The 22972-nt window shown below is 74.6% G+C and carries 19 protein-coding genes; 14 read left to right on the forward strand and 5 right to left on the reverse strand.

The window, feature by feature from the left end:
• Positions 1 to 84 precede the first annotated feature (84 nt).
• The 5 genes from ABGA99_RS09465 (at position 85) to ABGA99_RS09485 (ending at position 4812) form a co-directional block, all read left to right on the forward strand.
• A complete protein-coding gene (locus tag ABGA99_RS09465; RefSeq protein WP_347575447.1) occupies positions 85 to 1383 on the forward strand; it encodes an FAD-dependent oxidoreductase in 1299 nt (432 codons plus the stop codon).
• A gap of 120 nt (positions 1384 to 1503) precedes the next feature.
• Positions 1504 to 1869, forward strand: a complete 366-nt coding sequence (locus tag ABGA99_RS09470) for an Rv2175c family DNA-binding protein (protein ID WP_347575448.1) — start codon at positions 1504 to 1506, stop codon at positions 1867 to 1869.
• A 74-nt stretch (positions 1870 to 1943) separates the two neighbouring features.
• Positions 1944 to 2642 carry a thiamine phosphate synthase gene (thiE, locus tag ABGA99_RS09475; protein WP_347575449.1) on the forward strand — a complete coding sequence of 233 codons (699 nt, stop codon included), beginning with the start codon at positions 1944 to 1946 and terminating at the stop codon, positions 2640 to 2642.
• Between the two features lie 90 nt (positions 2643 to 2732).
• The gene (gene metF, locus ABGA99_RS09480; RefSeq protein ID WP_347575450.1) at positions 2733 to 3650 is read left to right on the forward strand and encodes a methylenetetrahydrofolate reductase [NAD(P)H]; all 918 of its coding nucleotides are present in this window, start codon (positions 2733 to 2735) and stop codon (positions 3648 to 3650) included.
• A 40-nt stretch (positions 3651 to 3690) separates the two neighbouring features.
• The gene (locus tag ABGA99_RS09485; RefSeq protein ID WP_347582471.1) at positions 3691 to 4812 is read left to right on the forward strand and encodes a hypothetical protein; all 1122 of its coding nucleotides are present in this window, start codon (positions 3691 to 3693) and stop codon (positions 4810 to 4812) included.
• Between the two features lie 58 nt (positions 4813 to 4870).
• Here ABGA99_RS09485 and ABGA99_RS09490 read toward each other — a convergent pair whose 3' ends face one another.
• A complete protein-coding gene (locus tag ABGA99_RS09490; protein WP_347575452.1) occupies positions 4871 to 6418 on the reverse strand; it encodes an NAD(P)/FAD-dependent oxidoreductase in 1548 nt (515 codons plus the stop codon).
• A 501-nt stretch (positions 6419 to 6919) separates the two neighbouring features.
• Here ABGA99_RS09490 and ABGA99_RS09495 point away from each other — a divergent pair.
• The 3 genes from ABGA99_RS09495 to ABGA99_RS09505 all read left to right on the forward strand — a co-directional run bounded on the left by ABGA99_RS09495 (position 6920) and on the right by ABGA99_RS09505 (position 8976).
• Entirely contained in the window at positions 6920 to 7396 is a 477-nt protein-coding gene (locus tag ABGA99_RS09495; RefSeq protein WP_347575453.1) for an SAV_6107 family HEPN domain-containing protein, read from the forward strand.
• A 143-nt stretch (positions 7397 to 7539) separates the two neighbouring features.
• Complete coding sequence (locus ABGA99_RS09500; protein ID WP_347575454.1) at positions 7540 to 8331, forward strand: methyltransferase; 792 nt, start codon at positions 7540 to 7542, stop codon at positions 8329 to 8331.
• 228 nt (positions 8332 to 8559) lie between these two features.
• Entirely contained in the window at positions 8560 to 8976 is a 417-nt protein-coding gene (locus ABGA99_RS09505) for a DUF3040 domain-containing protein (protein WP_347575455.1), read from the forward strand.
• A gap of 286 nt (positions 8977 to 9262) precedes the next feature.
• Here the strand turns inward: ABGA99_RS09505 and ABGA99_RS09510 are convergent, their stop codons facing one another.
• From ABGA99_RS09510 to ABGA99_RS09525, 4 genes are all read right to left on the reverse strand, one after another.
• Positions 9263 to 11656, reverse strand: a complete 2394-nt coding sequence (locus ABGA99_RS09510) for a DUF3488 and transglutaminase-like domain-containing protein (RefSeq protein WP_347582472.1) — start codon at positions 11654 to 11656, stop codon at positions 9263 to 9265.
• A 1-nt stretch (position 11657) separates the two neighbouring features.
• Positions 11658 to 13037 (reverse strand): DUF58 domain-containing protein, encoded by a 1380-nt coding sequence (locus ABGA99_RS09515; protein WP_347575457.1) that lies wholly within the window; start codon positions 13035 to 13037, stop codon positions 11658 to 11660.
• A complete protein-coding gene (locus ABGA99_RS09520) occupies positions 13037 to 14074 on the reverse strand; it encodes a MoxR family ATPase (RefSeq protein WP_347575458.1) in 1038 nt (345 codons plus the stop codon). The genes ABGA99_RS09515 and ABGA99_RS09520 overlap by 1 nt, the downstream gene beginning before the upstream one ends.
• A 147-nt stretch (positions 14075 to 14221) precedes the next feature.
• The gene (locus tag ABGA99_RS09525; protein WP_347575459.1) at positions 14222 to 14782 is read right to left on the reverse strand and encodes a carbonic anhydrase; all 561 of its coding nucleotides are present in this window, start codon (positions 14780 to 14782) and stop codon (positions 14222 to 14224) included.
• Positions 14783 to 15077: 295 nt separating this feature from the next.
• On the opposite strand from ABGA99_RS09525, the gene rsmH reads away from it, so the two are divergent.
• From rsmH to mraY, 6 genes are read left to right on the forward strand one after another with little or no spacing between them, the layout of a single operon-like run.
• Positions 15078 to 16040, forward strand: a complete 963-nt coding sequence (gene rsmH, locus ABGA99_RS09530) for a 16S rRNA (cytosine(1402)-N(4))-methyltransferase RsmH (RefSeq protein ID WP_347575460.1) — start codon at positions 15078 to 15080, stop codon at positions 16038 to 16040.
• Between the two features lie 22 nt (positions 16041 to 16062).
• Entirely contained in the window at positions 16063 to 16653 is a 591-nt protein-coding gene (locus ABGA99_RS09535) for a septum formation initiator (protein ID WP_347575461.1), read from the forward strand.
• Positions 16650 to 18695 carry a penicillin-binding protein 2 gene (locus ABGA99_RS09540; RefSeq protein ID WP_347575462.1) on the forward strand — a complete coding sequence of 682 codons (2046 nt, stop codon included), beginning with the start codon at positions 16650 to 16652 and terminating at the stop codon, positions 18693 to 18695. The genes ABGA99_RS09535 and ABGA99_RS09540 overlap by 4 nt, the downstream gene beginning before the upstream one ends.
• A gap of 24 nt (positions 18696 to 18719) precedes the next feature.
• Positions 18720 to 20477 carry a UDP-N-acetylmuramoyl-L-alanyl-D-glutamate--2,6-diaminopimelate ligase gene (locus tag ABGA99_RS09545; protein WP_347575463.1) on the forward strand — a complete coding sequence of 586 codons (1758 nt, stop codon included), beginning with the start codon at positions 18720 to 18722 and terminating at the stop codon, positions 20475 to 20477.
• The gene (murF, locus tag ABGA99_RS09550; RefSeq protein WP_347575464.1) at positions 20474 to 21901 is read left to right on the forward strand and encodes a UDP-N-acetylmuramoyl-tripeptide--D-alanyl-D-alanine ligase; all 1428 of its coding nucleotides are present in this window, start codon (positions 20474 to 20476) and stop codon (positions 21899 to 21901) included. Before ABGA99_RS09545 ends, murF begins: the two co-directional genes overlap by 4 nt.
• The gene (gene mraY / locus ABGA99_RS09555) at positions 21898 to 22968 is read left to right on the forward strand and encodes a phospho-N-acetylmuramoyl-pentapeptide-transferase (protein WP_047015277.1); all 1071 of its coding nucleotides are present in this window, start codon (positions 21898 to 21900) and stop codon (positions 22966 to 22968) included. Before murF ends, mraY begins: the two co-directional genes overlap by 4 nt.
• Positions 22969 to 22972: the final 4 nt, after the last annotated feature.

The raw sequence follows: 22972 nt of genomic DNA on the forward strand, positions 1-22972 counted from the left end.
ACCCTAACTCCGTACGCCCGGCCGCTGTAAGGGAGCCTCGCGAGCGGGCCCGGCACGAGCGGCGGGCGACGGGCGCGGCATAAAGTGATCGGTGTGACCGACGCCGAACCGGAGCGCGGCCCCGCCGGCCGGGCCGCCAGCCGCCCCAGCAGTGCCGCGGACCCCACCGCGGGCACCGTCGTCGTCGGCGCCGGCATGGCCGGCGTGCAGACCGCCGTGGCGCTGCGCGAGCAGGGCTACGCGGGCACCGTCACCCTCGTCGGCGCGGAGCCGCACGACCCGTACGACCGGCCGCCGCTGTCGAAGGCGGTGCTGCTGGGCAAGGCGGAGGGCTCGGCGTTCGAGGTGGACTTCGCGGAGTACGGCATCGGGCTCCGGCTGGGGCTGCACGCCGACCGGCTGGACACCGCGCGGCGGGTGCTGGAGACGGACGCCGGGCCCGTTCCGTACGGGAACCTGGTCCTCGCCACCGGCGCGGCGCCCGTCCCGCTGCCCGGTGCCCGGGCCGGCGCCACGCCCGGCGTGCACCTGCTGCGCACCCTCGACGACGCGGCGCGGCTGCGCGCGGTGCTCGTGCGGCGCAGCCGGATCCTGGTGGTCGGCGCGGGCTGGATCGGCGCGGAGCTGACCACCGCGGCGCGCGAGCAGGGCTGCGAGGTGACGGTCGTGGAGGCCGCGGGGCATCCGCTGGCGGCCGCGCTGCCCGCGGCGGTCGCGGCGCCGATGGCCACGTGGTACGAGGAGAGCGGTGCCCGGCTGCTGACGGGGCGCCGGGTGGAGCGCGTCGAGAGCCCGGGCGAGGAGGGGCCGGTCGCGGTGGTCCTCGACGACGGCACGGAGCTGACCGCCGACGCCGTCGTCGTCGGCATCGGCGCCCACCCGGCCACGGCCTGGCTCGCCGGCTCCGGCGTCGAGCTGGGTGACGACGGGGCGGTGCGGGCCGACGAGCGGCTGCGTACGAACGTGCCCGGGGTCTGGGCCGTCGGCGACTGCGCGTCCTTCCCGTCCGCGCGCTACGGTGAGCGGCTGCTGATCCACCACTGGGACAACGCCCTCCAGGGCCCGACGACGGTCGCGGCGGACATCGCGGGGGCGCCGGGCGGGGTGTACGACCCGGTGCCGTATTTCTGGTCCGAGCAGTTCGGCCGCTTCGTGCAGTACGTCGGCCACCACACGGACGGCGACGAGCTGCTGTGGCGCGGCGACCCGCAGGGTTCCTCGTGGTCGGTGTGCTGGCTGCGCGCCGGCCGGCTCATCGCGCTGTTGGCCGTCGGCCGGCCGCGGGACCTCACCCAGGGGCGCAAGCTGATCCATGCCGGCGCCGCGCTGGACCGCGAGCGGGCCGCCGACGCGGCCGTACCGCTGAAATCAGCCGTGCTGTGATGTCCGCGGCGCGCCGAGCACCGCGCCGCTTTCCCCGAATCCGGGGATACTTCGCGGTGATATGCCTCCCTTTGGCGCTGCCCTGTACCGACAGGCCGCCCGAGATGGCAGGCTGGGGGGGTGACCGAGATTGATGCGAAGATCGATGCTCTCGTCCCCTCCTGGCTCACCCTTCCCGACATCGCGGAGAAGCTCGACGTCGAGGTGACCCGCGTGCGGCAGTTGGTCAGGGAAGGCCAGCTGATCGCGGTGCGGCGGGGTGAGAACAAGACGCTGCAGGTGCCCGCCGAGTTCATCGGCGAGGGGAAGGTCGTCAAGGGCCTCACCGGCACCCTGACGCTGCTCAAGGACGACGGCTTCAGCGACGCGGAGGCGCTGGAGTGGCTGTTCACCCCCGACCCCTCGCTCCCGGGGACTCCCGCGCAGGCGCTGCGCGAGAACCGCGGGACGGAGGTCAAGCGCAGGGCGCAGGCACTGGCTGTGTAACCTCGCGGGGCCGGGCGCGCACCCGCGGGTCCGGCCCCGCGACCGTACGAGACCGTACGAGGGGGGAGCGCCGTATGACGGCCGGAACCGCCGCCGGTGCCACCGTGGACGCCCGCGCACGGCTCGGCGCCGCGCAGCTCTATCTGTGCACGGACGCCCGTACCCGCCAGGGCGACCTGCCCGAGTTCCTGGACGCCGTGCTGGCCGCCGGCGTGGACATCGTCCAACTGCGCGACAAGGGCATGGAGGCGCGCGAGGAGCTGGCGCACCTGGAGGTGTTCGCCGACGCCTGCCGCCGGCACGGCCGGCTGCTCGCGGTCAACGACCGCGCCGACGTGGCGCACGCCGCCGGCGCCGACGTGCTGCACCTGGGCCAGGGCGACCTGCCCGTGCCCGCCGCCCGCGCCCTCCTGGGTGCCGGGCCGAACGACGTGCTGATCGGCCGCTCCACCCACGCCGAGGCGGAGACCCGGGCCGCGGCCGAGGAGCCAGGCGTCGACTACTTCTGCACCGGCCCGTGCTGGCCCACCCCCACCAAGGCCGGACGCCCCGCGGCCGGCCTCGGTCTCGTCCGGTATGCGGCGGGGCTCGGCACCGACCGCCCGTGGTTCGCCATCGGCGGAATCGACCTCGGAAACCTCGACGAGGTCCTGGCGGCCGGCGCCCGGCGCGTCGTCGTCGTCCGCGCCCTCACCGCCGCGGAGGACCCCGGAGCTGCGGCGGGTGCGTTCGTACGACGGCTGCGCGCGGCCCGGAACGGTGACGTCCGGTAGGCGCGGGGGCGCCCGCGGCACCGGGTCCTGCCCAGGCAATTGAGCTGGCCGTCTTGGGTCCGGAGGTGACCGGCGGTTAACCTGCCGCGTATGGCCACCGGCATCGCTTCGACCAGGAATGATCGCGCAGTCACTGTTCGTGAACTGCTCGCGTCCGGCAAGCAGTCGTTTTCGTTCGAGTTCGCCGCCCCGAAAACCGACAAGGGCGAGCGGACCCTCTGGAACGCCGTACGGCGCATCGAGGCCGTACAGCCGACCTTCGTCTCCGTGACGTACGGCGCCGGCGGCTCGTCCCGCGAGGGCACCGTCCGCGCCACCGAGCGCATCGCCACCGACACCACGCTCACGCCCGTGGCGCACCTCACCGCGGTCGACCACTCCGTCGCCGAACTCCGCAACGTCATCGGCCAGTACGCGGACGCCGGCATCCGCAACATGCTCGCGGTCCGCGGCGACCCCCCGGGCGACCCGATGGGGGAGTGGGTCGCGCACCCGCGGGGGGTGGCGTACGCCGCGGATCTGGTCCGGCTGATCAAGGAGTCGGGCGACTTCTGCGTCGGCGTGGCCGCCTTCCCCGAGCGGCACCCCCGGTCCACGGACTGGGACACCGACATCCGGCACTTCGTCGACAAGTGCCGCGCGGGCGCGGACTACGCGATCACCCAGATGTTCTTCCACGTCGACGACTACCTGCGGCTGCGTGACCGGGTGGCCGCCGCGGGCTGCACGACGCCGATCATCCCGGAGATCATGCCGGTCACCAACGCCCGGCAGATCCAGCGGTTCGCCGAGCTGAGCGGGGCCACGTTCCCGCCGGAGCTGGCGGATCGGGTTCTCGCGGTCGAGGAGGACCGGGCCGCGGTACGCTCCATTGGCATCGAGTACGCCACGGACATGTGCGAGCGGTTGCTGTCCGAGGGAATCCCCGGACTGCACTTCATTACGCTGAACCACTCCACGGCAACGCTGGAGATCTACCAGAACCTCGGACTGCACCGGCGATCCTGAGGGCAGGCACCACCAAGCGGGGGCGGAAGAGAGGCACGTGATGGGCGACTTGGCTTGGTTGGCCCTCTATGCCGCGTTCGGCGTGATCTCGCTGTGGCTGCTGTGGGAAGTGCTGATGCAGTACAAGGCCCCGCTGCGCTGGCGCGCGCTGGCCTTCGTCGGCTTCCTCTGCGTGGTGCTCGGCGTGCTCATGCCCTCGGCCGTCGTGATCGGGCTGGGCGTGGTGGCGTTCGGGGTCGGACAGACCAAGGTCACGTTCTCCTACCGCAGCGGCTACTCCGACGGCTGGGCGGTGAACAAGCGAGGGGAGCACGAGGACTACGACGGCGGGTACGACGCGCAGGGGTACGACGCGGCCGCGTACGACGGCCGCCAGGCGCCGCCGCCCCCGGAGCGCGGAGCCGCCTACCCCGCGTACGAGCCGGAGCACGCGCCGCCCCCGCCCGCGGCGCAGGAACAGACCTCGCAGTTCTCGCCCTTCGGCGACGAGCAGGCCCCCGCGGGCGCCGCCCCCGGGCAGCAGACGTACGCGGGCGGCTACGACGCGTACGGCAACGGGAACGGCGCCGGCTACGACTCCGGCAGCTACGCGACCACCTCCGCCTACGACTCCGGCAGCTACGCCACCACGTCCGCGTACGACACCGGCAGCCACGCCACGACCTCGGCCTACGACACCGGCAGCCACGCGACCACCTCCGGCTACGAGGCCGGGGGCTACGCCACGAACGGCGCCGGGACGAACGGTTACGGGCAGGACCAGCAGATATACCCGGACGCCGGCGGCTACGGCACCGAGCACCAGTACGCCGGGTACGACGCGTCCGCCCCCGCCCCCGGCGGCTACGCGGACCCCTACAGCGGCACGGAGTACGCCGCCCCGGCCCCGCCGCCGTACTACGACTCCACGCAGGGCGGCGGGCAGCAGTACGACACGGGCGGCGCCGGCTACCCCGGCTACGACCAGCAGCAGTACCCCCAGCAGTACCCCGAGGGCTACGACACCGGCCAGCAGCCGGCCTACGGCCAGGAGAACTACGGGACGGCGGCCGAGAGCGTCTGGATGCCCCAGCAGCGCGACGCGGACCCGCTCGGCGCCGAGGACCCGTACGCGCAGCAGCAGGGCTACCCCGGCTACGAGCAGCAGCAGTACCGCTACTGACCCCCGTCGGCCCACCCCCTGCGGGCCACCGGCCCCGGCCACCCGCCCCGGCGACCCGTCAGCGGGAGCCGCGGAAGTCCGCGCCCTCCATGATCAGCCCGGCGACCAGGGCCCCCGACATCCCCGCGTGTGCCAGGCCGCCGCCCGGGTGCGACCACCCGCCGACCGCGTAGAGACCCGGCACGGCCGTGGCGTTCGGCAGCGGCAGATACGCGCCCCCGGCCCCCGCCAGCGCGGGCCCCGGCACCGCGCCCCCCGGGGCGCCCGTCTCGGCGGCGGTGTCCGCGGGCGTCCGCACCGCGCGCCACAGCACCCGCTCCGCCAGCCCCGGCACCGCGCGCCCGGCCGCGGCCACCATCCGGTCCGCGAACGCCTCCGCGGCCTTCTCCCCGCCCTCGGCCGCCCACGCCCCGGCCGGGACGACGGCGGTCAGCGTCACGGCCTCGTGCTCCGCGTCCGGGCGCAGCGCGGGGTCGTCGGGGCGCAGCACGGTGACGGTGGGCACCACGTCGGTCCCGGGCTGCTCGCCGTCGAAGATCCAGGCCAGTTCGCGCGCGGGATCCGGGGAGTGCACGACGGTACGGTGCACGGCGTCGCCGTCCCGCGCGCCGCGCAGCGCCAGGCACACGGTCATCCGCGCCGGTACGGCCCGCGTCGTCGCCGGGGCCCCGCCGTCCTCGTACGCGCCGGGCGCCAGCTCCGCCAGCCGGGCCCGCGGCACCCCGGCGATCACCGCGCCGGCGTCCGTCCGCCCGCCGCCGGCCAGTTCGACGCCCGCGGCCCGGCCGTCCCCGCCCACCCGGACCGCGACCACCTCCGCGCCGAAGGCGAACTCGATCCTGCGCTCCAGGCACCGCTCGTACAGCGCGTCCGCCAGCGCCCGCATGCCCCCCAGCACGTACCAGCCGCCGAAGGTCTCCTGCACGTACGGCAGCATCGCCGCACCCGCCGGTGCGTGCCGCGGGTCGAACCCGTAGGCCAGCGCGTGCTGCGCGAGCATCGTCCCCAGCGCGGGGTACGGGCCCAGCTCGCCCGCGCCGACGTCGGCCACGGTGGCGGGCCGGGCGGGCGGGCGGGGGCCGCGCAGGCGGCGCAGCAGCCCGCGCCCGGCGGGCGGCGGGGGCACGGGGTAGAGGTCGGCGGCCAGCGCGCGCGGGTCGGCGGGCAGGGGCTCCTCGACGAGCGGCCGGCGGGCGGCCTCCCAGACCCGGCGGCCCCGGTCGAGCAGGGCGGTCCACGCCTCGCCCGCGCCCGGTCCCGCGGCGGCGTCGAGGGCCGCTACCACGCCCGCGCGGGAGGCGTTGGGCAAGGTGGCGGCGGTGCCGTCGGGGAAGACGTGCCGCTCGGCCGGGTCCACCGGCACCAGGTCCACGCACTTCTCCAGCTTCCGCCGGCCGGTCTTGAGGAACAGGTCGCGGTAGACGGCGGGGAGGTGGAGCAGCCCGGGGCCGGTGTCGAAGCCGAAGCCGTCGCGCTCCAGCCGCCGTACGCCGCCGCCGTGGGTGCCGGAGCGCTCGTGGACCGTCACCCGGTGGCCCGCGAGGGCCAGCCGCGCGGAGGCGGCCATGGCGCCCATGCCCGCCCCGACTACCGCGATCTCTGCCATGGCCCGGACTTTATCCCGCGCCCCGCACGGGCCCGCAGGCGGGAGCGGTGGGGCTGGGGGTGCGTACTCAGCCGTGAGTACACGTACTCAGACACCTGCTTGAGTATCCGAGCGGATGGGCCCCGACCTGCACAAACGGCAAAGTGAGGGACGTGGGACGGACGCAGTACGGGGCCACGGACCGCCGACACGGGGTGGCGGAACGGGACCCCGCTGCCGGCCCACGAGGGGGGACGGGGGAAATGGGGGGAAGCTGTCCCGGTGGTGGAGCGACGGGGGATCGCTTCGCGCCGGGGCAGCGCCCGTTTCGCCGGGCGCCCGCGCCGGCCGGGGCGGCGTTCCACCCCGGGGCGGCACCGGTCGGCGCAATTGCCGCGGAGCGTGCGGTCGCGGGCATCGTCGCTGGTAGCGGGGCAGTTCAGGTCGATTGTCAGTGGGGTGCGCCACGATGGGCACATACGAACGAACGACTGAAGGACTGACGCTGACAGGAGGCAAGCCATGGCAGCCGAGCCGGCTTACGCCCCACCGAGTGATGTCCACCCCGTCCTGCGCCCGGGCAGTGCGCCCAAGGCGGCGCTGGAGCTCCTCGCGCAAGCCCACGCCGGTCTGGCGGAGGCGGCGGAGATGGAGACGGCGAACGAGCGCTACTCCCTGGCCCACCTCGCCGCGCTGCGCACTGCCGCGGCGGTCCTCGCGGTGCGCGGGCGGCCCGAGCCGACGCCGCGGCGCCGGCAGCGCATCCGCAGCGCGTGGGAGGTGCTGCCGGAAGTCGCGCCCGAACTCGCCGAGTGGAGCGCGATGTTCGCGGCCGGCGCCCGGCTGCGGGCCCGTGCGGAGGCGGGCATCAGGGATGCCGTCGACGCGCAGGAGGCGGCCGATCTCCTGCGCGCGGCAGGCATGTTCACACGCATAGTCGAGCGGATGCTCGTCGTCCAGCCGCTCATCCGTCCCCAACCGGGCCCGGAGGCACGCTGAGCCGGCCCGTGGCGGTCCCGGTGCCCCGGCCGCCCCCGGCGGTGCCGGGCCGCCGGGGGCCGACGCGGGCTCGCCCGGCGGGGCGCGGGGCGCGGATGCGCAGCCTCTAAGCTGGGCCACGCCCGATCTTCGAGGAGCGCTCCATGCCCCGTACGACACCGCACGACCACCTGCCGCGCGCGTCGCTGCGCGCCGCCGTCGTCTGGGAGGCGCTGGAGGAAGCCCTGGCCGGGCACGGGGCCGCCGGCCGGGACGGCGGGGACGCCGCGGCCGGCGATCGCGCGCTCGACGTGCTGGACACCGGGGGCGGCACCGGCGGCTTCGCCGTGCCCGCCGCCCTGCTCGGGCACCGGGTGACCGTCGTCGACCCCAGCCCGAACGCGCTCTTCGGGCTGCAGCGCCGTGCCGCGGAGGCCGGCGTCGCCGACCGGGTGCGCGGCGTGCAGGGCGACATCCACGCCCTGTTCGACGTCGCCGAGCCGGGCGCGTACGACGCCGTGCTCTGCCACGGCGTCCTGGAGTACGTGGACGACCCCGCCGCGGGCCTCGCCAACGCCGTCGCCGCGCTGCGGCCCGGCGGGCTCCTCAGCGTGCTGGCGGCGGGCCTCGGCGGCGCCGTGCTGGCCCGCGCGCTCGCCGGGCACTTCGCCTCCGCCCGCCGCGCGCTCACGGGCCCAGACGGCCGCTGGGGCGAGGCGGACCCGGTGCCGCGCCGGTTCACCCCGGAGGAACTGACCCGGCTGGTCGCCGCCGCCGGGGTGGAGGTAAGGGCCGTACAGGGCGTACGGACCTTCTCCGACCTGGTGCCGGACGGTCTCGCCGAGTCGGAGCCGGGCGCGCTCGACGCGCTGCTGGAGCTGGAGCGGGCCGCGGCGGAGTCGCCGGCGTTCCAGCCGGTGGCGGCGCAGCTTCATGTTCTGGGCGGCCGGAAGTGATAACCGGTCCGCCCGCGGGCAAAGGTGCAGTAGGCCACAGGCCACCCGTTCGGCCGCGGCGCCCCGTATGATCTGAGTCAAGGCCTGCTTCGGCGGGCAGGCCCAGATCCGCGCCGCGGATCGGCGGATTTGGCGCAGAGGGGCGGGTTTCACGGGGGCGCATACCTGCCTATCCTGGAGGTGCCGCGTCCCGGTCGCCCCCAAGCGACCGACGAGTAGGAGGACTCCGTGCCGCTCTCGGAGCACGAGCAGCGCATGCTCGAGCAGATGGAGCGAGCGCTGTACGCAGAGGATCCCAAGTTTGCGACAGCGCTTGAGGGAAGCAGGCTGCGCACGTACACCCGCCGTCGGGTGTACCAGGCCGTAGCCGGTTTCCTGGTGGGTATCGCGCTCCTGATGGCCGGTATGGTCGCGCAGCAGATCTGGGTCAGCGTGGTGGGCTTCCTCGTCATGCTGGGATGTGCGGTGCTCGCCGTCACCGGTTGGCGCAGGACTGCTCACCCGGGCGAACAGCAACAACAGCAGCAGCCGGGCGATGCCGCGGCCCCTCAGGGCGGTCAGCAGCGTCGCAGGACCCGGCAGCGCCGTTCCATGATGAACAGGATCGAAGAGCGGTGGCAGCGCCGCCGCGACGAGGGACGCTAGGCCACCAGGTCCCTCACCGTGCAGAGCTCCCCGGGCCCGGCCCGCGGGAGCTCTCAGCACGCGGTACCCCCTTCGGCCGTGCCGGTTGCCCGTGGTCCGGGCACAAGCGGCGTGCCGGCGACCCCACACCGCGGAGCGTGTCGTTCCCGTTACGCCGGATCCGTGACGGAGTCCCCGCACGACCGTCCGTACGACGTCCGCCGGAGACGATGTCCGTACCCAGCCCCGCATCACCCGAACGGCCCCGCCGCGCAACCGCGCGACGGGGCCGTTCCGGTTCGCCTCTCTACGCCCGCTGCCGCGACGGCCGCAGCGCCGCGCCCGCGCGCCGCAGCGCCCCGCGCCAGCGCCCCGACACCGCCGCCCAGCGCGCCGACACCGCCCACAGCAGCCGCGCCGACGAGCGCGGCGCCACCGCCGCCCGCAGCCGCGCACCCGCGCCCGCGCTACGGCCCGTGGCCGCCCGCACTCTCCGGACGTCTTCCGCCAGCCCGTCGATCTGCCGTGGCCGCGGCGCGTAGAGCGTCTGCTCCACCGCCCCCGCCACCCGCAGCGCCGACTGTGCCGCCGCGCCGTCCAGGCCGCCGAACCGGATGAGCGCCGCCGCCGTCGTCCGCGGCGTCTGCGACTCGTCGGGTGGCAGCCCGAAGTCCCAGGCGGAGTCGATCAGTTCGCGCCAGGCTGCCAGCGGCCCCGCGCCCGGGCGCAGCCGTCTGCCCCGTTCCCGTACGCGCCAGATGCCCGGCAGCGACGGCAGGAGCAGGAGCACCAGGATCCCGGCCGCCCCCGCCGCGATGCCCGCCGCGGGCGGCCCGCCGTCCGTCGGGCCCGCGGCCCCGCCGCCCGCCGCCTCGTCGTCCGGGCAGCCGTCCACGCGCCGCAGCGACGCCGGGCATTCGTCCTCCGACGCCGAGGGGGTCGGGGTCGGCTCCGCCGAGTTGCCGGGGTCGGGCAGTTCGTCCGCCGGGTCGCCGCCGCCGTTCGGGGCGTCCTCCATCGTGTAGTCGGGCAGCGTGCCGCGGGTCGGGGTCGGCTCGAAGCGCGTCCAGCCGGCACCCTCGAAGTACAGCTCGGGCCAGGCGTGTGCGTCCTGCAGCCCCACCGACATCGACCCGTCGCTCTGCGCGGTGCCCGGCACGAAGCCGACCGCGACCCGCGCGGGGATGCCCAGGGTGCGCGCCATCGCGGCCATCGTGAAGGAGAAGTGGACGCAGAAGCCCTGCTTGTCCTCCAGGAACCGCAGGATCGCCTCGGGGTCGGAGGCGTCGAGGTCGGTCTCCGTGTCGTAGACGAAGTTGGTGGTGAAGTAGTCCTGGAGCGCGAGCGCCCGCTCGTAGTTGTTCGATGCGCCGCTGGTGATCTGCTGCGCCTGCCGGCGGACTTCGTCCGGCAGCGAGTCGGGCACCTGCGTGTACTCCTCGCTGAGCGCGGGGTCCGGCGGGGGCGCGGTGGCCAACTGGCGCGCGGTGGGCGCCATGATCAGGCTGGTGACCTGGTACTCGGCGCCGCCGGTGGTGGTGCCGCCGTCGCCGACGACGGACCGGCCCTCGGGCTCGTAGCGCCAGTCGCCCCCTATGCGCACCTGGTAAGCGGGGTACGGCATCGGCAGCCACTGCTGCCGGAAGTCGTCGTCGGCCCGTACGTTCAGCGTGAGGGGCGAGGACCCGATCTGGCTGTTGGAGTAGCCCTGCGGGGTGGGCAGCGGATCCGGGATGTCCTCGATGCTGCGGCGCGAGGGCTGCCAGGAGGTGCCGTCGAACCGGTCGAGGGCGACGAAGCGCATGTACAGCGCCTGGTTCTGCGCGCCGTCCTCGGCGCGGTAGCGGAACACCTCGCGGTTCTCCGGCTGGTTCAGGCTCTGCTGCAGCCGCACCACGGGGTTGATCGCGGTGACCGTACCGCCGCCGGGTCCCTGTCCGGGACCGGTGGTCTTGCCGTCCAGCAGCCCGCCGTCCAGCGACGGCAGCGCCGCGGGTACGACGAGCGCGAAACCCAGCGCCACCGCGCCGATCCGCCGGCCCGTACGCACCGGCGCCACCGGCCGGCCGCCGCCCGGCTCCGCGCCGCCGGGCGCGCCCATGGACTGCCCGCCGCCGAACATCCGGCCCCACTGCGCCAGCCGGTCCCGCCCCTCGGCGAGCAGCAGCAGCAGATACCCGGCGCCGGCGAGCAGGAACGTCAGCCAGCTCCCGCCCTGGTTGAGCCCGGCGGCGACGGAGTACAGCGCGAGCAGCGGCAGCCCCGCGGGCGCGGCGCTGCGGAACGTCACCGCCACCGCGTCCACCAGCAGCGCCACTCCGGCGATACCGGAGAGCAGCATCAGCTCGATGCCGTCGGTGACCGGGGCCGGGATGGAGTAGCGCGAGACGTCGTCGCTGCCCTCCTGGAAGAGCTGGCGGAACTCCTCGATCGCCGCGGGGTTGGGGATCACCCCGCCCGTCGCCTGGTCCGGGGCGAAGAGCATCGTCAGCAGCAGCACCGTGACCGCGGTCTGCGCGAGCACGGTCAGCGGACGCGGCAGCGGAATGCGCCGGGCGATCATGCCGACGCCGCCGATCACGACGACGACGAAGATCGCCTTGAAGAACCAGGTCATCCTGTCGGTCAGCGGCAGCAGCGCGGTGGCGGCCAGCAGGGATGCCGCCGCCGCGCAGATCGTGAGCCGGGCCCGTCCGCTCATCTCAGCTCTCGCCTCCGCGTGCCGCCGCGGCGAGCTGGCCGGCCTGGTTGCCGGCCTCCCGCCACAGGTCGCCCATCGTCGTTCCGGGCCGTACGGACAGCACGGTCCAGCCCGCCTCGCGGAGCTGCCGCACCCGCCCGGCGCCTTCCGGTCCGGCGCCGTACGGGCGGCCGGGTGCGTCCGCGCGTGACTCCCAGGCCGCGCCGTCCGTCACGAACGCCACGCCCGCGGCCGTACGCTGCCGCATCCGTGCGGCGAGCGCGGCCTGTTCCTCGTCCAGCTCGCCGAAGAACGCCACGAGCAGCCCCTCGTGCCCGCCGCGCAGCACGTCGTACGCGGCCGAGACCGTGTCCCGCTCGGAGTGGTCGATGACGGCGAGGGTGTCCAGGAGTATCCCCGCCGCGTCGGCCGACTCGCCGCCGCGGGAGTTCAGCGCCCCGTCGACTCCGGCCCCCAGCTCGCCGCCGTCGGTCAGCAGCCGCACCGTGTAGCCGCGCTCCAGCATGTGCAGCGCGACCGAGGCGGCGCCGGAGACGGCCCACTCGAAGGGCGAGTCGGGCCCCGAGCCGGTGTAGGCGTCGCGCCGGGTGTCCAGCAGCACCGTGCAGCCGGCGCGCTGCGGCTGCTCCTCGCGGCGGACCATCAGCTCGCCGTACTTCGCGGTGGAGCGCCAGTGCACCCGCCGCAGGTCATCGCCGTGCCGGTAGCCGCGGGGGATGACGTCGTCCTCGCCGGCCAGCGCGAGGGTGCGGTGCCGGCCGTCGCCGTAGCCGGCGGCCTCGCCGGCCAGCCGGACGGGGGCCAGCGCCTCGGTGCGCGGCACGACGGTCAGGGTGTCGTACGCACTGAAGGAGCGGGTCATCTCGCACATGCCGAACGGGTCGGAGAGCCGCAGTTGCAGCGGGCCCAGCGGATAGCGCCCGCGCAGGTCGGAGCGGACCCGGTAGGTCACCTCGCGCTTGCCGCCGGGCTCCACCCGGTCCAGCACGAAGCGGGGCCGGGGGCCCAGCACGTACGGCAGCCGGTCCTGGAGCATCAGCAGCCCGGTGGGCAGCCGGGAGACGTTCTCCAGCCGCAGGTGCACCCGGGCCTCGGAGCCCGCGGGCACCCGGGCGGGCGACAGCTTGCGGCTGCCGCCGACGCGGTAGCGGGTGCGGTGCAGCACGGCCGCGCACACCAGCGGCAGAGCGGCCAGCAGCAGCCCCACCCGCAGCAGGTCGGGCTGGCCCAGTATGTAGCTGCACGCGCCGGCCGCGAGGCCGGCGGCGAGGAACGAGCGGCCGCGGGTGGTGGTGCCGGCCAGGGCCGTACGCAGCCCGCCCGCCTGGGCGTCCGGGCCCGCGGGCGGCGCGGAAGGGGCGGGCGGGGGCTGGCCGGCCATCAGAACCGCCGGCCGTCCGGGCTGTGCGCGCCGCCGCCGTACGGGGGTGGCATCGGCGGCGGCCGCTGCATGTCGGCGGCCGGCACCGGCACCTGCTGCAGGATCTCGGCGACGATCTGCTCGGCCGTCCGCCGGTTGAGCTGGGCCTGCGCCGTGGGCAGCAGCCGGTGCGCCAGCACGTGCACGGCCAGCGCCTGCACGTCGTCGGGCAGCGTGAACTCCCGGCCCGCCAGCGCCGCGGCGGCCTTCGCCGCCCGCAGCAGGTGCAGCGTGGCCCGCGGCGAGGCGCCGAGCCGCAGCTCCGGGTGCTGGCGGGTGGAGGTCACCAGGTCCACCGCGTAGCGCCGGACGGAGTCCGCGACGTGCACCGTACGCACCGCGTCGATCAGCTTGACGATGTCGTGCGCGTGCGCGACCGGCTGCAGATCGCCCAGCGGCGAGACCCCGCCGTGCACGTCCAGCATCTCCAGCTCCGCCTCCGGACTGGGGTAGCCGATGGACAGCCGGGCCATGAAGCGGTCGCGCTGGGCCTCGGGCAGCGGGTACGTGCCCTCCATCTCGATGGGGTTCTGGGTGGCGACCACCATGAACGGGCTGGGCAGCTCGTACGTCTGCGTGTCGATGGTGACCTGCCGCTCCTCCATCGACTCCAGCAGCGCCGACTGGGTCTTGGGGGAGGCCCGGTTGATCTCGTCGCCGATGACGATCTGGGCGAAGATCGCGCCGGGCTTGAACTCGAAGTCCCGGCTCTGCTGGTCGTAGACGCTCACGCCGGTGATGTCGGAGGGCAGCAGGTCGGGTGTGAACTGGATGCGGCGCACGGAGCAGTCGATGGACTTCGCCAGCGCCTTGGCGAGCATGGTCTTCCCGACGCCCGGCACATCCTCGATCAACAGGTGGCCTTCGGCGAGCAGCACGGTCAGTGACAGTCTGACCGCCTCGGGCTTGCCCTCGATCACGCTCTCCACCGACCGCCGGACATCGTCCGCGGTACTGGTCAGATCGCTGAGGCTCGCTCGCTCGTCATACGTCGTCACCGGCCCTCCTCGGCCCGTCGCACGGGCCGTGCGCCGCGGTCGCGGTCCGGCCCTCCCCGATACCGTGGTGCCCCGTGCGCCACCGGCCCGGCCGGGGGCGTAACGGAGCCACCACACCCGCATTCTTGCTGCCGAATGCCGGTTTCGTCAGTCGCCCGCCGTGATTTGCTCCGCGGACACCTCGCGGAGCAGTCCCGTGCGCACGTCGAATACGAAGCCTCGCACGTCGTCGGTGTGCAGCAGGAACGGGGAGGTCTCCACCCGGCGGATGGACTGGCGCACGTCCTGGTCCAGGTCGCGGAAGGACTCCACCGACCAGGCCGGCCGCTGGCCGACCTCGGCCTCCAGCTCGAAGCGGAACTCCTCGGTGATGCTGAGCAGGCCGCAGTCGGTGTGGTGGATCAGCACCACGCTGCGGGTGCCCAGGGCGCGCTGGCTGATGGTCAGCGAGCGGATGGTGTCGTCGGTGACCACGCCGCCCGCATTGCGGATCGTGTGGCAGTCGCCCAGCTCCAGGCCGAGCGCGGCGTGCAGGTCCAGCCGGGCGTCCATGCAGGCCACGACCGCCACCCGCAGCACGGGCCGGGCGTCCATGCCGGGGTCGTCGAAGCCGCTCGCGTACCCGCGGTTGGCGGTCACGAGGCGATCGGTGACGGTGGGGGAGACGACGGTGTTCTGGCCGGACGACGGGCTCTCAGCAGGCGTCATGCCTACGACGGTATCCGGGCCGGGGCGCCGTTGCCCGGCCCGGGTGAGGTAGCCCACAGGGAGCAATGTGCGCGGCCCGCGCGCGCCGCCGGTACGGGGCGCGCCTTCGGTGCTTGACTGACCGGAGGGTGCAGTGGGCTAAAGTGACGCGAAGTGGGAGCCGTGGCGCCCCCTTTCCTGCGGTTCGCCCGTCGCCCGCGCGGCCGGCGGCCCGCTCCGGGCCAGGCCGGCGCCGCCGCGCAGGGCGGTAGTGGCCGCTCCCCTTCGGCGATCGGGCGGGACAGGAGGCGGCACCGTGAACGACGCACGCGCCGCTGTCCACGTCCCCGTCATGCTCCGCCGCACCACCGAACTGCTGGCCCCGGCGCTGTCCGCGCCGGGCGCGGTGGCCGTCGACTGCACGCTGGGCCTCGGCGGCCACAGCGAGGCCCTGCTCGCCGCCCACCCCGGGCTGCGGCTCGTCGCGCTGGACCGCGACCCCGCCGCCCTGGAGCTTGCGGGCCGGCGGCTGGCCCCGTACACCGGGCGGGTGACGCTGGTGCACGCGGTCTACGACGAACTGCCCGCCGTGCTCGAAAAGCTGGCCGTGGGCCCCGTGCAGGGGATCCTCTTCGACCTGGGCGTGTCGTCCATGCAACTGGACGAGGCCGGGCGCGGCTTCGCGTACGCGCGGGACGCGCCGCTCGACATGCGGATGGACCAGACCCGGGGCATGAGCGCCGCCGAGGTGCTGAACACGTACCCGCCGGGGGAGCTGGTGCGCATCCTGCGCGCGTACGGCGAGGAGAAGCAGGCGCGGCGCATCGTCGAGGCCGTCGTGCGGGAGCGGGCGAAGGAGCCTTTCGCACGCAGCGCGCGGCTGGTCGAGGTGATCCGCGACGCGCTGCCGCAGGCCGCGAAGCGCACCGGCGGCAACCCCGCGAAGCGTACGTTCCAGGCGTTGCGCATCGAGGTCAACGGCGAGCTGGCGGTGCTCGAACGGGCCGTGCCCGCGGCCGTCGCGGCGCTGGCCGTCGACGGCCGGATCGCCGTGCTCGCGTACCAGTCGCTGGAGGACCGGCTCGTCAAACGGGTGCTGGCGGCCGGCGCCGCGAGCACCGCGCCGCCCGGGCTGCCGGTCGTCCCGGAGCACCACCAGCCGCGGCTGCGGCTCCTCACCCGCGGCGCGGAGCTGCCGGCGGAGGAGGAGATCGCGGAGAACCGCAGGGCCGCCCCCGCGCGGCTGCGGGCGGCGGAGCGGATCCGGGAGGACGTGTGAGCCGGAGCGGAGCGGGTGCGCCGTGAGACGGCCGAGGATCGCGTTCCCGCGCGAGGGCGGCGCCCGGCTGCTGGGCGGCAGCTCGGCGGCGCGCACGCCGTTCGTGCTGCTCGTGGTGCTGCTGCTGGGCGCCGGTCTGCTCGCGCTGCTGCTGCTCAACGCGGCGGTCAACCAGGGCTCGTTCCGCGTCGGCAATCTGAAGAAGGAGACGACGCGGCTGACGGACGAGGAGCAGCGGCTGCGCCAGGACGTCGAGGAGCAGTCGGCGCCGGACGCGCTGGAGGAGCGGGCCGGGGAGCTGGGCATGGTGCCGGGCGGGCCGCCGGTCTTCCTCTCGCCGGAGGGCGGCGTCAGGGGTGAGCCGTGGACGGCGACGGGCCCGCCGCCGCCGGCGCCGAGCCCGGCGGACGCGGCGAAGCCCTCGCCGGACGACGGGGACGCGAAGGCACGGGCGGCCGAGCAGGCGGAGGCGGCCGAGAAGGCCGATCGGGCGGGCGCCGACGAAGCCGGGCAGGCGAAGGGGGCCGCGGCCGGGCCGCCGACGTCCCCCGCACCCGGGACCTCCGCCTCCCCCTCGGCCGCCGCCCCGCCCGCCGCTCAGGAGGCACCGTGACGACCCGCGGCACCGGCAGTGACTCCCGCGACGGCCGCGACGGCGCCCCGGGCCGCCGCGTGCCGCGCCCCGCGAGCGGTGGCGGTGGCGGTGCCGCCCGGCCCCGTACCCGAGCGTCCAGCCCCGACCCCCGGCCCTCCCGCTCCGCCGGAGGCGGCCCGCGCATCCGCCTCGCCTCGCCGCGCCCCCGGCTGCGCCTCGTCAGCGTCGGCCTGACCCTCCTGCTGCTGGTCTTCACCGCCCGGCTGCTGCAGGTGCAGGCCGTGGACGCCGGCGAGTACGCGGAGAAGGCCCAGGTCAACCGGTACGTGCCGATGACGCTCAGCGCCGAGCGCGGCGTCATCACCGACCGCAACGGCGTCGAGCTGGCCAGCACGGTCGACGCGTACGACATCACCGCCGACCCGTACCTCTTCACGCCCCGGCAGGCCGACGTCAAGGACGCGCCCCGGCGGGCCGCCGAGGCGCTGGCGCCCGTGCTGAGGGCGGACGCGAAGGATCTGGAGGCCAAGCTCGCCACGCCCGGCTCGCGCTACGTCAAGCTCGCCTCGATGCAGACGCCGCAGGTCTGGGACGAGATCAAGAAGCTGAAGTCCGAGTCCGCCGAGCGCGAGGCGGCGGGCGGCCGGCAGGACGTGCTCGGCGGGGTGTTCGCGGAGGAGCAGAAGAAGCGGGTCTATCCGAACGGCGATCTGGCCGCCGGGATACTGGGCTTCGTCAACGCCGAGGGCGAGGGCGGCGGAGGCGTCGAGCGGCAGCACGACAAGCTGCTCGCCGGCAAGGACGGCAGGCTCGTCTACGCCCAGTCCGCCGGCCGCCGCATCCCCACCGCGGACGCCGAGGAGAACCCCGCGGAGCCGGGCTCCGACGTCGAGCTGACCATCGACCGCGACATCCAGTGGGCCGCCCAGACCGCCATCGAGAAGCAGGTCGACGCCTCCGAGGCCGACCGCGGCTACGTCATCGTGCAGGACACCCGCACCGGCGAGATCCTGGCCATGGCCAACGCCCCGGGCTTCGACCCCAACGACCTGTCCGGCGCCACCCCCGGCGCCCTCGGCAACCCGGCCCTGGAGGACGCGTACGAGCCCGGCAGCGTCAACAAGGTCATCTCCATGGCCGCCGTGCTGGAGGAGGAGGCCGCCACCCCCGACACCCGCGTCACGGTGCCGAACGTGCTGCCCCGCGGCGGCCACGCCTTCCACGACGACGTCGAGCACCCGACCTGGTACCTCACCCTCAACGGCGTGCTCGCCAAGTCCAGCAACATCGGCACGATCCTCGCCGTCGAGCAGTTGGGCGAGACCCAGGCGCAGGCCAACAAGGTCCTCCACTCCTACCTCAGCGACTTCGGCCTCGGCCGGCGCAGCGGCCTCGGGGTCGCGGGCGAGACCCCGGGACTGCTGAAGCCCGCCGCCGAGTGGGACGCGGCGCAGCAGTACACGATCCCGTTCGGCCAGGGCCTGTCCGTGAACGCCGTGCAGGCCGCCTCCGTGTACTCGACCGTCGCCAACGGCGGCGTACGGATCGAGCCCACCCTCGTCCGCGGCAGCCGCGGCCCCGACGGCCGCTTCGACCCGGCGCCCGAGCCGGAGAAGGACCGCGTCGTCAGCGAGAAGACGGCCAGGACCCTCTCCCGGATGCTGGAGTCCGTCGTCGACGACGAGCAGGGCACCGGCGTGAAGGCCCGTATCCCGGGCTACCGCGCGGCCGGCAAGACCGGCACCTCCAACAGGGTGGATCCGCAGACCGGGCGCTACAGCGGCTACACCGCCTCGTTCGCGGGCTTCGCGCCGGCGGACGCGCCGCGCGTGACCGTGTACTGCGCCATCCAGAACCCCACCGAGGGCAGTTACTTCGGCGGCCAGATCTGCGGCCCCGTATACAAGGAGGTCATGGAGTTCGCGCTCAAGACGCTCCAGGTGCCGCCCACGGGAATCAAGGCGCCGCCGATGCCGGTCACCTTCGGCGCCGGCACCGACGGCACGGGCGGGGACGGCGGCGAGGGTACGGACGCCGGCGGCGTGGCCGACGGCGGATAAGAACGGAAAGATCGGACCTGCGCAGTGAGCACAATCACGGACGATCCGGGGAACCGCGAACCGCGCCCCCCCTGGCTTGGCAGTGCGGCAGGCGGGCCCGGTACGCTGCCCGCCGTGCCCCACCCCGATCAGTCCCATAAGGAAGCGTCGGGCGCCCCGGCGAAGCATCCGGGGGCGCCCCGCCCCGCCGAGGTCGACCCCGTACCGCTCGTGGATCTGGCCGACCGGCTGGGCACCGGTGTCACCGGTGAGGCCGGGGGCGCCACCGTCACCGGCATCACCCACGACTCCCGCGCCGTACGCCCCGGCGACATCTACGCCGCGCTCCCCGGCGCCCGGCTGCACGGCGCCGACTTCGCCGCGCAGGCCGCCGACCTCGGCGCCGCCGCGGTGCTCACCGACCCGGCCGGCATGGAGCGGGCCGCCGGCACCGGGCTGCCGGTGCTGGTCGTCGGCGACCCGCGGGGCCGGATGGGCGAGCTGGCCGCGGCGGTCTACGGCGAGCCGGGGCGGGACCTGCTGCAGCTCGGGGTCACCGGCACGTCGGGCAAGACCACGACCGCGTACCTGGTCGAGGGCGGGCTTCGGGCCGCCGCCGAGAAGGACGGCGCGGGGCTCACCGGCCTCATCGGCACCGTCGAGATGCGTATCGGCGACGAGCGGCTGAAGTCGGAGCGGACCACGCCGGAGGCGACGGACCTGCAGGCGCTGTTCGCCGTCATGCGGCAGCGCGGTGTCGCGTCGGTGGCGATGGAGGTCTCCAGCCACGCGCTGGTGCTGGGCCGGGTCGACGGCGTCCTCTTCGACGTCGCCGTCTTCACCAACCTCAGCCCCGAGCACCTGGACTTCCACACCGACATGGAGGACTACTACCGGGCGAAGGCACAGCTCTTCACCCCGGCCAGGTCGCGGGCGGGCGTCGTCAACCTCGACGACGAGTACGGGGTGCGGCTCGCCGAGGAGGCCGCGGCCCCCGACGGCGGCGGCGGATACCCCGTGACCACGTACTCCGCCGAGGGCCACCCGGACGCCGACTGGCGCGCCGAGGACGTGGAGATCGGCGTGCTCGGCTCCACGTTCACCGCGGTGGGCCCGGGCGGCATCGCGGTCCCCGCCGAGGCCCCGCTGCCCGGCACGTTCAACGTCTCCAACACCCTCGCCGCCATCGCCGCGCTCGTCACCGCCGGCGTCGACCCGGCCACCGCCGCGGGCGGCGTGGCCGCCGTGCCGGGCGTGCCGGGCCGGCTGGAGCGGGTCGACGCGGGCCAGGGCTACCTCGCCGTCGTCGACTACGCGCACAAGCCCGACGCGCTGGAGTCCGTACTGCGCGCGCTGCGCAAGGTCACCGAGAACCGGCTGCACGTCGTCGTCGGCTGCGGCGGCGACCGCGACCCGCACAAGCGCGGCCCGATGGGCGCCGCCGCCGCCCGGCTCGCCGACACCGCGGTGCTCACCTCCGACAACCCCCGCTCCGAGGACCCCCTCGCGATCCTCGCCGCGATGCTCGCCGGCGCCGCCGAGGTGCCGGTCTACGAGCGCGGCGACGTGCTGGTCGAGGCCGACCGGGCGGGCGCCATCGCCGTCGCGGTGGCCCGCGCGGGCGCCGGCGACACGGTGCTGATCGCCGGCAAGGGCCACGAGCAGGGCCAGGACACGGCCGGTGTCGTCCGGCCCTTCGACGACCGTGACGAACTGCGCAAGGCGATCCGCGCGCGGCCGGGCGCCGGTCCCGCGGACGCCGAGCAGCCAGATCCCGCCGAACCCGCCGGAGGCGTACGGTGATTCCGCTCAGCCTCGCCGAGGTCGCCGAGCTGACCGGAGGCGAGCTGCACGGCGTGTCCGACCCGCAGGCGCTGGTCACCCGCCCCGTGGTCATCGACTCGCGGCAGGCGGAACCGGGCAGCCTCTTCGCCGCGTTCACCGGCGAGCACGTCGACGGGCACGACTACGCCGCCGGCGCCGTCGCCGCCGGCGCCACCGGCGTCCTGGGCACCCGCCCCGTGGAGGGCGTGCCGACCGTCGTGGTCCGCTCCGTGCCCCCGGCGCTCAGCGCGCTGGCCAAGCACGTCGTCGCCCGCCTCGACGGCACGCTCACCGCGCTCATCGCGCTCACCGGCTCCTCGGGCAAGACGTCCACCAAGGACCTGCTCGCCCAACTGCTGCAGCGCCTCGGCCCGACGGTCTACACCCACGGGTCGTTCAACAACGAGATCGGCCATCCCGTCACGGCCCTCCAGACCGCCCCCGACACCCGGTACCTGCTGCTGGAGATGGGCGCGCGCGGCCTCGGCCACATCCGCGAGCTGGCGGAGGTGACGCCGCCGCGCATCGGGCTCGTCCTCAACGTGGGCACCGCGCACATCGGCGAGTTCGGCGGCCGCGAGCAGATCGCCGCGGCCAAGGGCGAGCTGGTCGAGGCGCTGCCGCCGGGGGCGGACGGCGGGGTCGCGGTGCTCAACGCCGACGACCCCCTCGTCCGCGCGATGGCGTCCCGTACCCGGGCGCGCCTCATCTACTACGGCGAGGCGCCCGAGGCGGACGTACGGGCCTCGGACGTCCGTCTCACCGAGGACGGGCGGCCGGAATTCACCCTGCACACGCCTGGCGGCAGCGCCGGTGTGATCATGCGGCTGTACGGTGAGCATCACGTGTCGAACGCGCTTGCCGCCGCCGCCGTCGCGTACGAGCTGGGCATGCCCCCGGCGCGGATCGCCGAGGCGCTCTCCGCCGCCGAGGCCCTGTCCGGCCGGCGCATGGAGGTCAGGCGGCGGCCGGACGGCGTGACGGTCGTCAACGACGCGTACAACGCCAACCCCGAGTCCACGCGGGCCGCGCTGCGCGCGCTCGCCGCCATGGGCCGGGGCAGCACGGTGCCGGGGGGCCGGACGTTCGCCGTGCTGGGCGCGATGGCGGAGCTCGGCGACCACGCCATGGTCGAGCACGACGGCGTGGGCCGGCTGGCCGTCCGCCTGGGCATCAGCAAGCTCGTGGCAGTGGGCCGGCAGGAGGCCGCCTGGCTGGACATGGGCGCGAAGAACGAGGGTTCGTGGGGTGAGGAGTCGGTGCACGTGTCCGACGTCGACGCGGCTGTCGACCTGATGCGCGGCGAGCTGCGGCCGGGAGATGTCGTGCTCGTCAAGGCGTCCAGATCCGAGGCGCTGTGGCGCGTGGCGGAAGCGCTGCTCGAGGAGGGCGCCGCCCGATGAGGCAGATCCTCTTCTCCGGGGCCCTCGGGCTCTTCCTCTCCCTCCTCGGCACTCCGCTGCTGATCAAACTGCTGGCCCGGCGGGGCTACGGGCAGTACATCCGGGACGACGGGCCGCAGGCGCACCACAGCAAGCGCGGCACGCCCAGCATGGGCGGCATCGCGTTCATCCTGGCCACGATCATCGCGTACGCGATCACCAAGGTCGTCACCAGCAGTTCGCCCACGTACTCCGGGCTGCTGGTGCTCTTCCTGATGGCCGGCCTGGGCCTGGTCGGCTTCCTCGACGACTACATCAAGATCATCAAGCAGCGCAGCCTGGGCCTGCGGGCCAAGGCGAAGATGCTCGGCCAGTTCATCGTCGGCATCGCCTTCGCGGTGCTGTCGCTGAACTTCGAGGACGCCCGGGAGCTGACCCCGGCGTCCACGAAGCTCTCCTTCACCCAGGACTTCGGCTGGTCGATCGGCCCGGTGCTGTTCGTCATCTGGGCGCTGTTCATGATCCTGGCGATGTCCAACGGCGTGAACCTCACCGACGGCCTGGACGGCCTGGCCACCGGAGCCTCGGTGATGGTCTTCGGGGCGTACGTCTTCATCGGCGTGTGGCAGTACCAGGAGTCCTGCATCAACGCCGACACCCTGACCAACCCGGCCGCCTGTTACGACGTACGCGACCCGCTCGACCTCGCCGTCGTCGCCTCCGCGCTGATGGGCGCCTGCTTCGGCTTCCTGTGGTGGAACACCTCGCCCGCGAAGATCTTCATGGGCGACACCGGCTCGCTGGCCCTCGGCGGCGCGCTCGCGGGTCTGGCCATCGCCTCCCGCACCGAACTGCTCCTCGCCATCCTCGGCGGCCTGTTCGTCCTCATCACCCTCTCCGTGGTGATCCAGGTCGGGTCGTTCCGGATGACCGGGAAACGCGTGTTCCGAATGGCACCACTACAGCACCACTTCGAGCTGAAGGGCTGGAGCGAAGTGCTCGTGGTGGTCAGATTCTGGATCATCCAGGGCATGTGCGTGATCGTCGGCCTGGGCATCTTCTACGCCGGCTGGGCGGCCAGAAGGTGAGCGG

The organism is Streptomyces sp. B5E4, assembly GCF_039871555.1.
Classification (GTDB): domain Bacteria; phylum Actinomycetota; class Actinomycetes; order Streptomycetales; family Streptomycetaceae; genus Streptomyces.

Bases quoted from the DNA above. Each gene is read 5' to 3' on its own strand.
- ABGA99_RS09495 (WP_347575453.1), top strand. From the start codon at position 6,920: ATGGCAGCCGAGCCGGCTTACGCCCCACCGAGTGATGTCCACCCCGTC.
- metF (WP_347575450.1), top strand. From the start codon at position 2,733: ATGGCCACCGGCATCGCTTCGACCAGGAATGATCGCGCAGTCACTGTT.
- ABGA99_RS09500 (WP_347575454.1), top strand. From the start codon at position 7,540: ATGCCCCGTACGACACCGCACGACCACCTGCCGCGCGCGTCGCTGCGC.
- ABGA99_RS09510 (WP_347582472.1), bottom strand. From the start codon at position 11,656: ATGAGCGGACGGGCCCGGCTCACGATCTGCGCGGCGGCGGCATCCCTG.
- ABGA99_RS09525 (WP_347575459.1), bottom strand. From the start codon at position 14,782: ATGACGCCTGCTGAGAGCCCGTCGTCCGGCCAGAACACCGTCGTCTCC.
- ABGA99_RS09490 (WP_347575452.1), bottom strand. From the start codon at position 6,418: ATGGCAGAGATCGCGGTAGTCGGGGCGGGCATGGGCGCCATGGCCGCC.
- thiE (WP_347575449.1), top strand. From the start codon at position 1,944: ATGACGGCCGGAACCGCCGCCGGTGCCACCGTGGACGCCCGCGCACGG.
- ABGA99_RS09485 (WP_347582471.1), top strand. From the start codon at position 3,691: ATGGGCGACTTGGCTTGGTTGGCCCTCTATGCCGCGTTCGGCGTGATC.
- ABGA99_RS09515 (WP_347575457.1), bottom strand. From the start codon at position 13,037: ATGGCCGGCCAGCCCCCGCCCGCCCCTTCCGCGCCGCCCGCGGGCCCG.
- mraY (WP_047015277.1), top strand. From the start codon at position 21,898: ATGAGGCAGATCCTCTTCTCCGGGGCCCTCGGGCTCTTCCTCTCCCTC.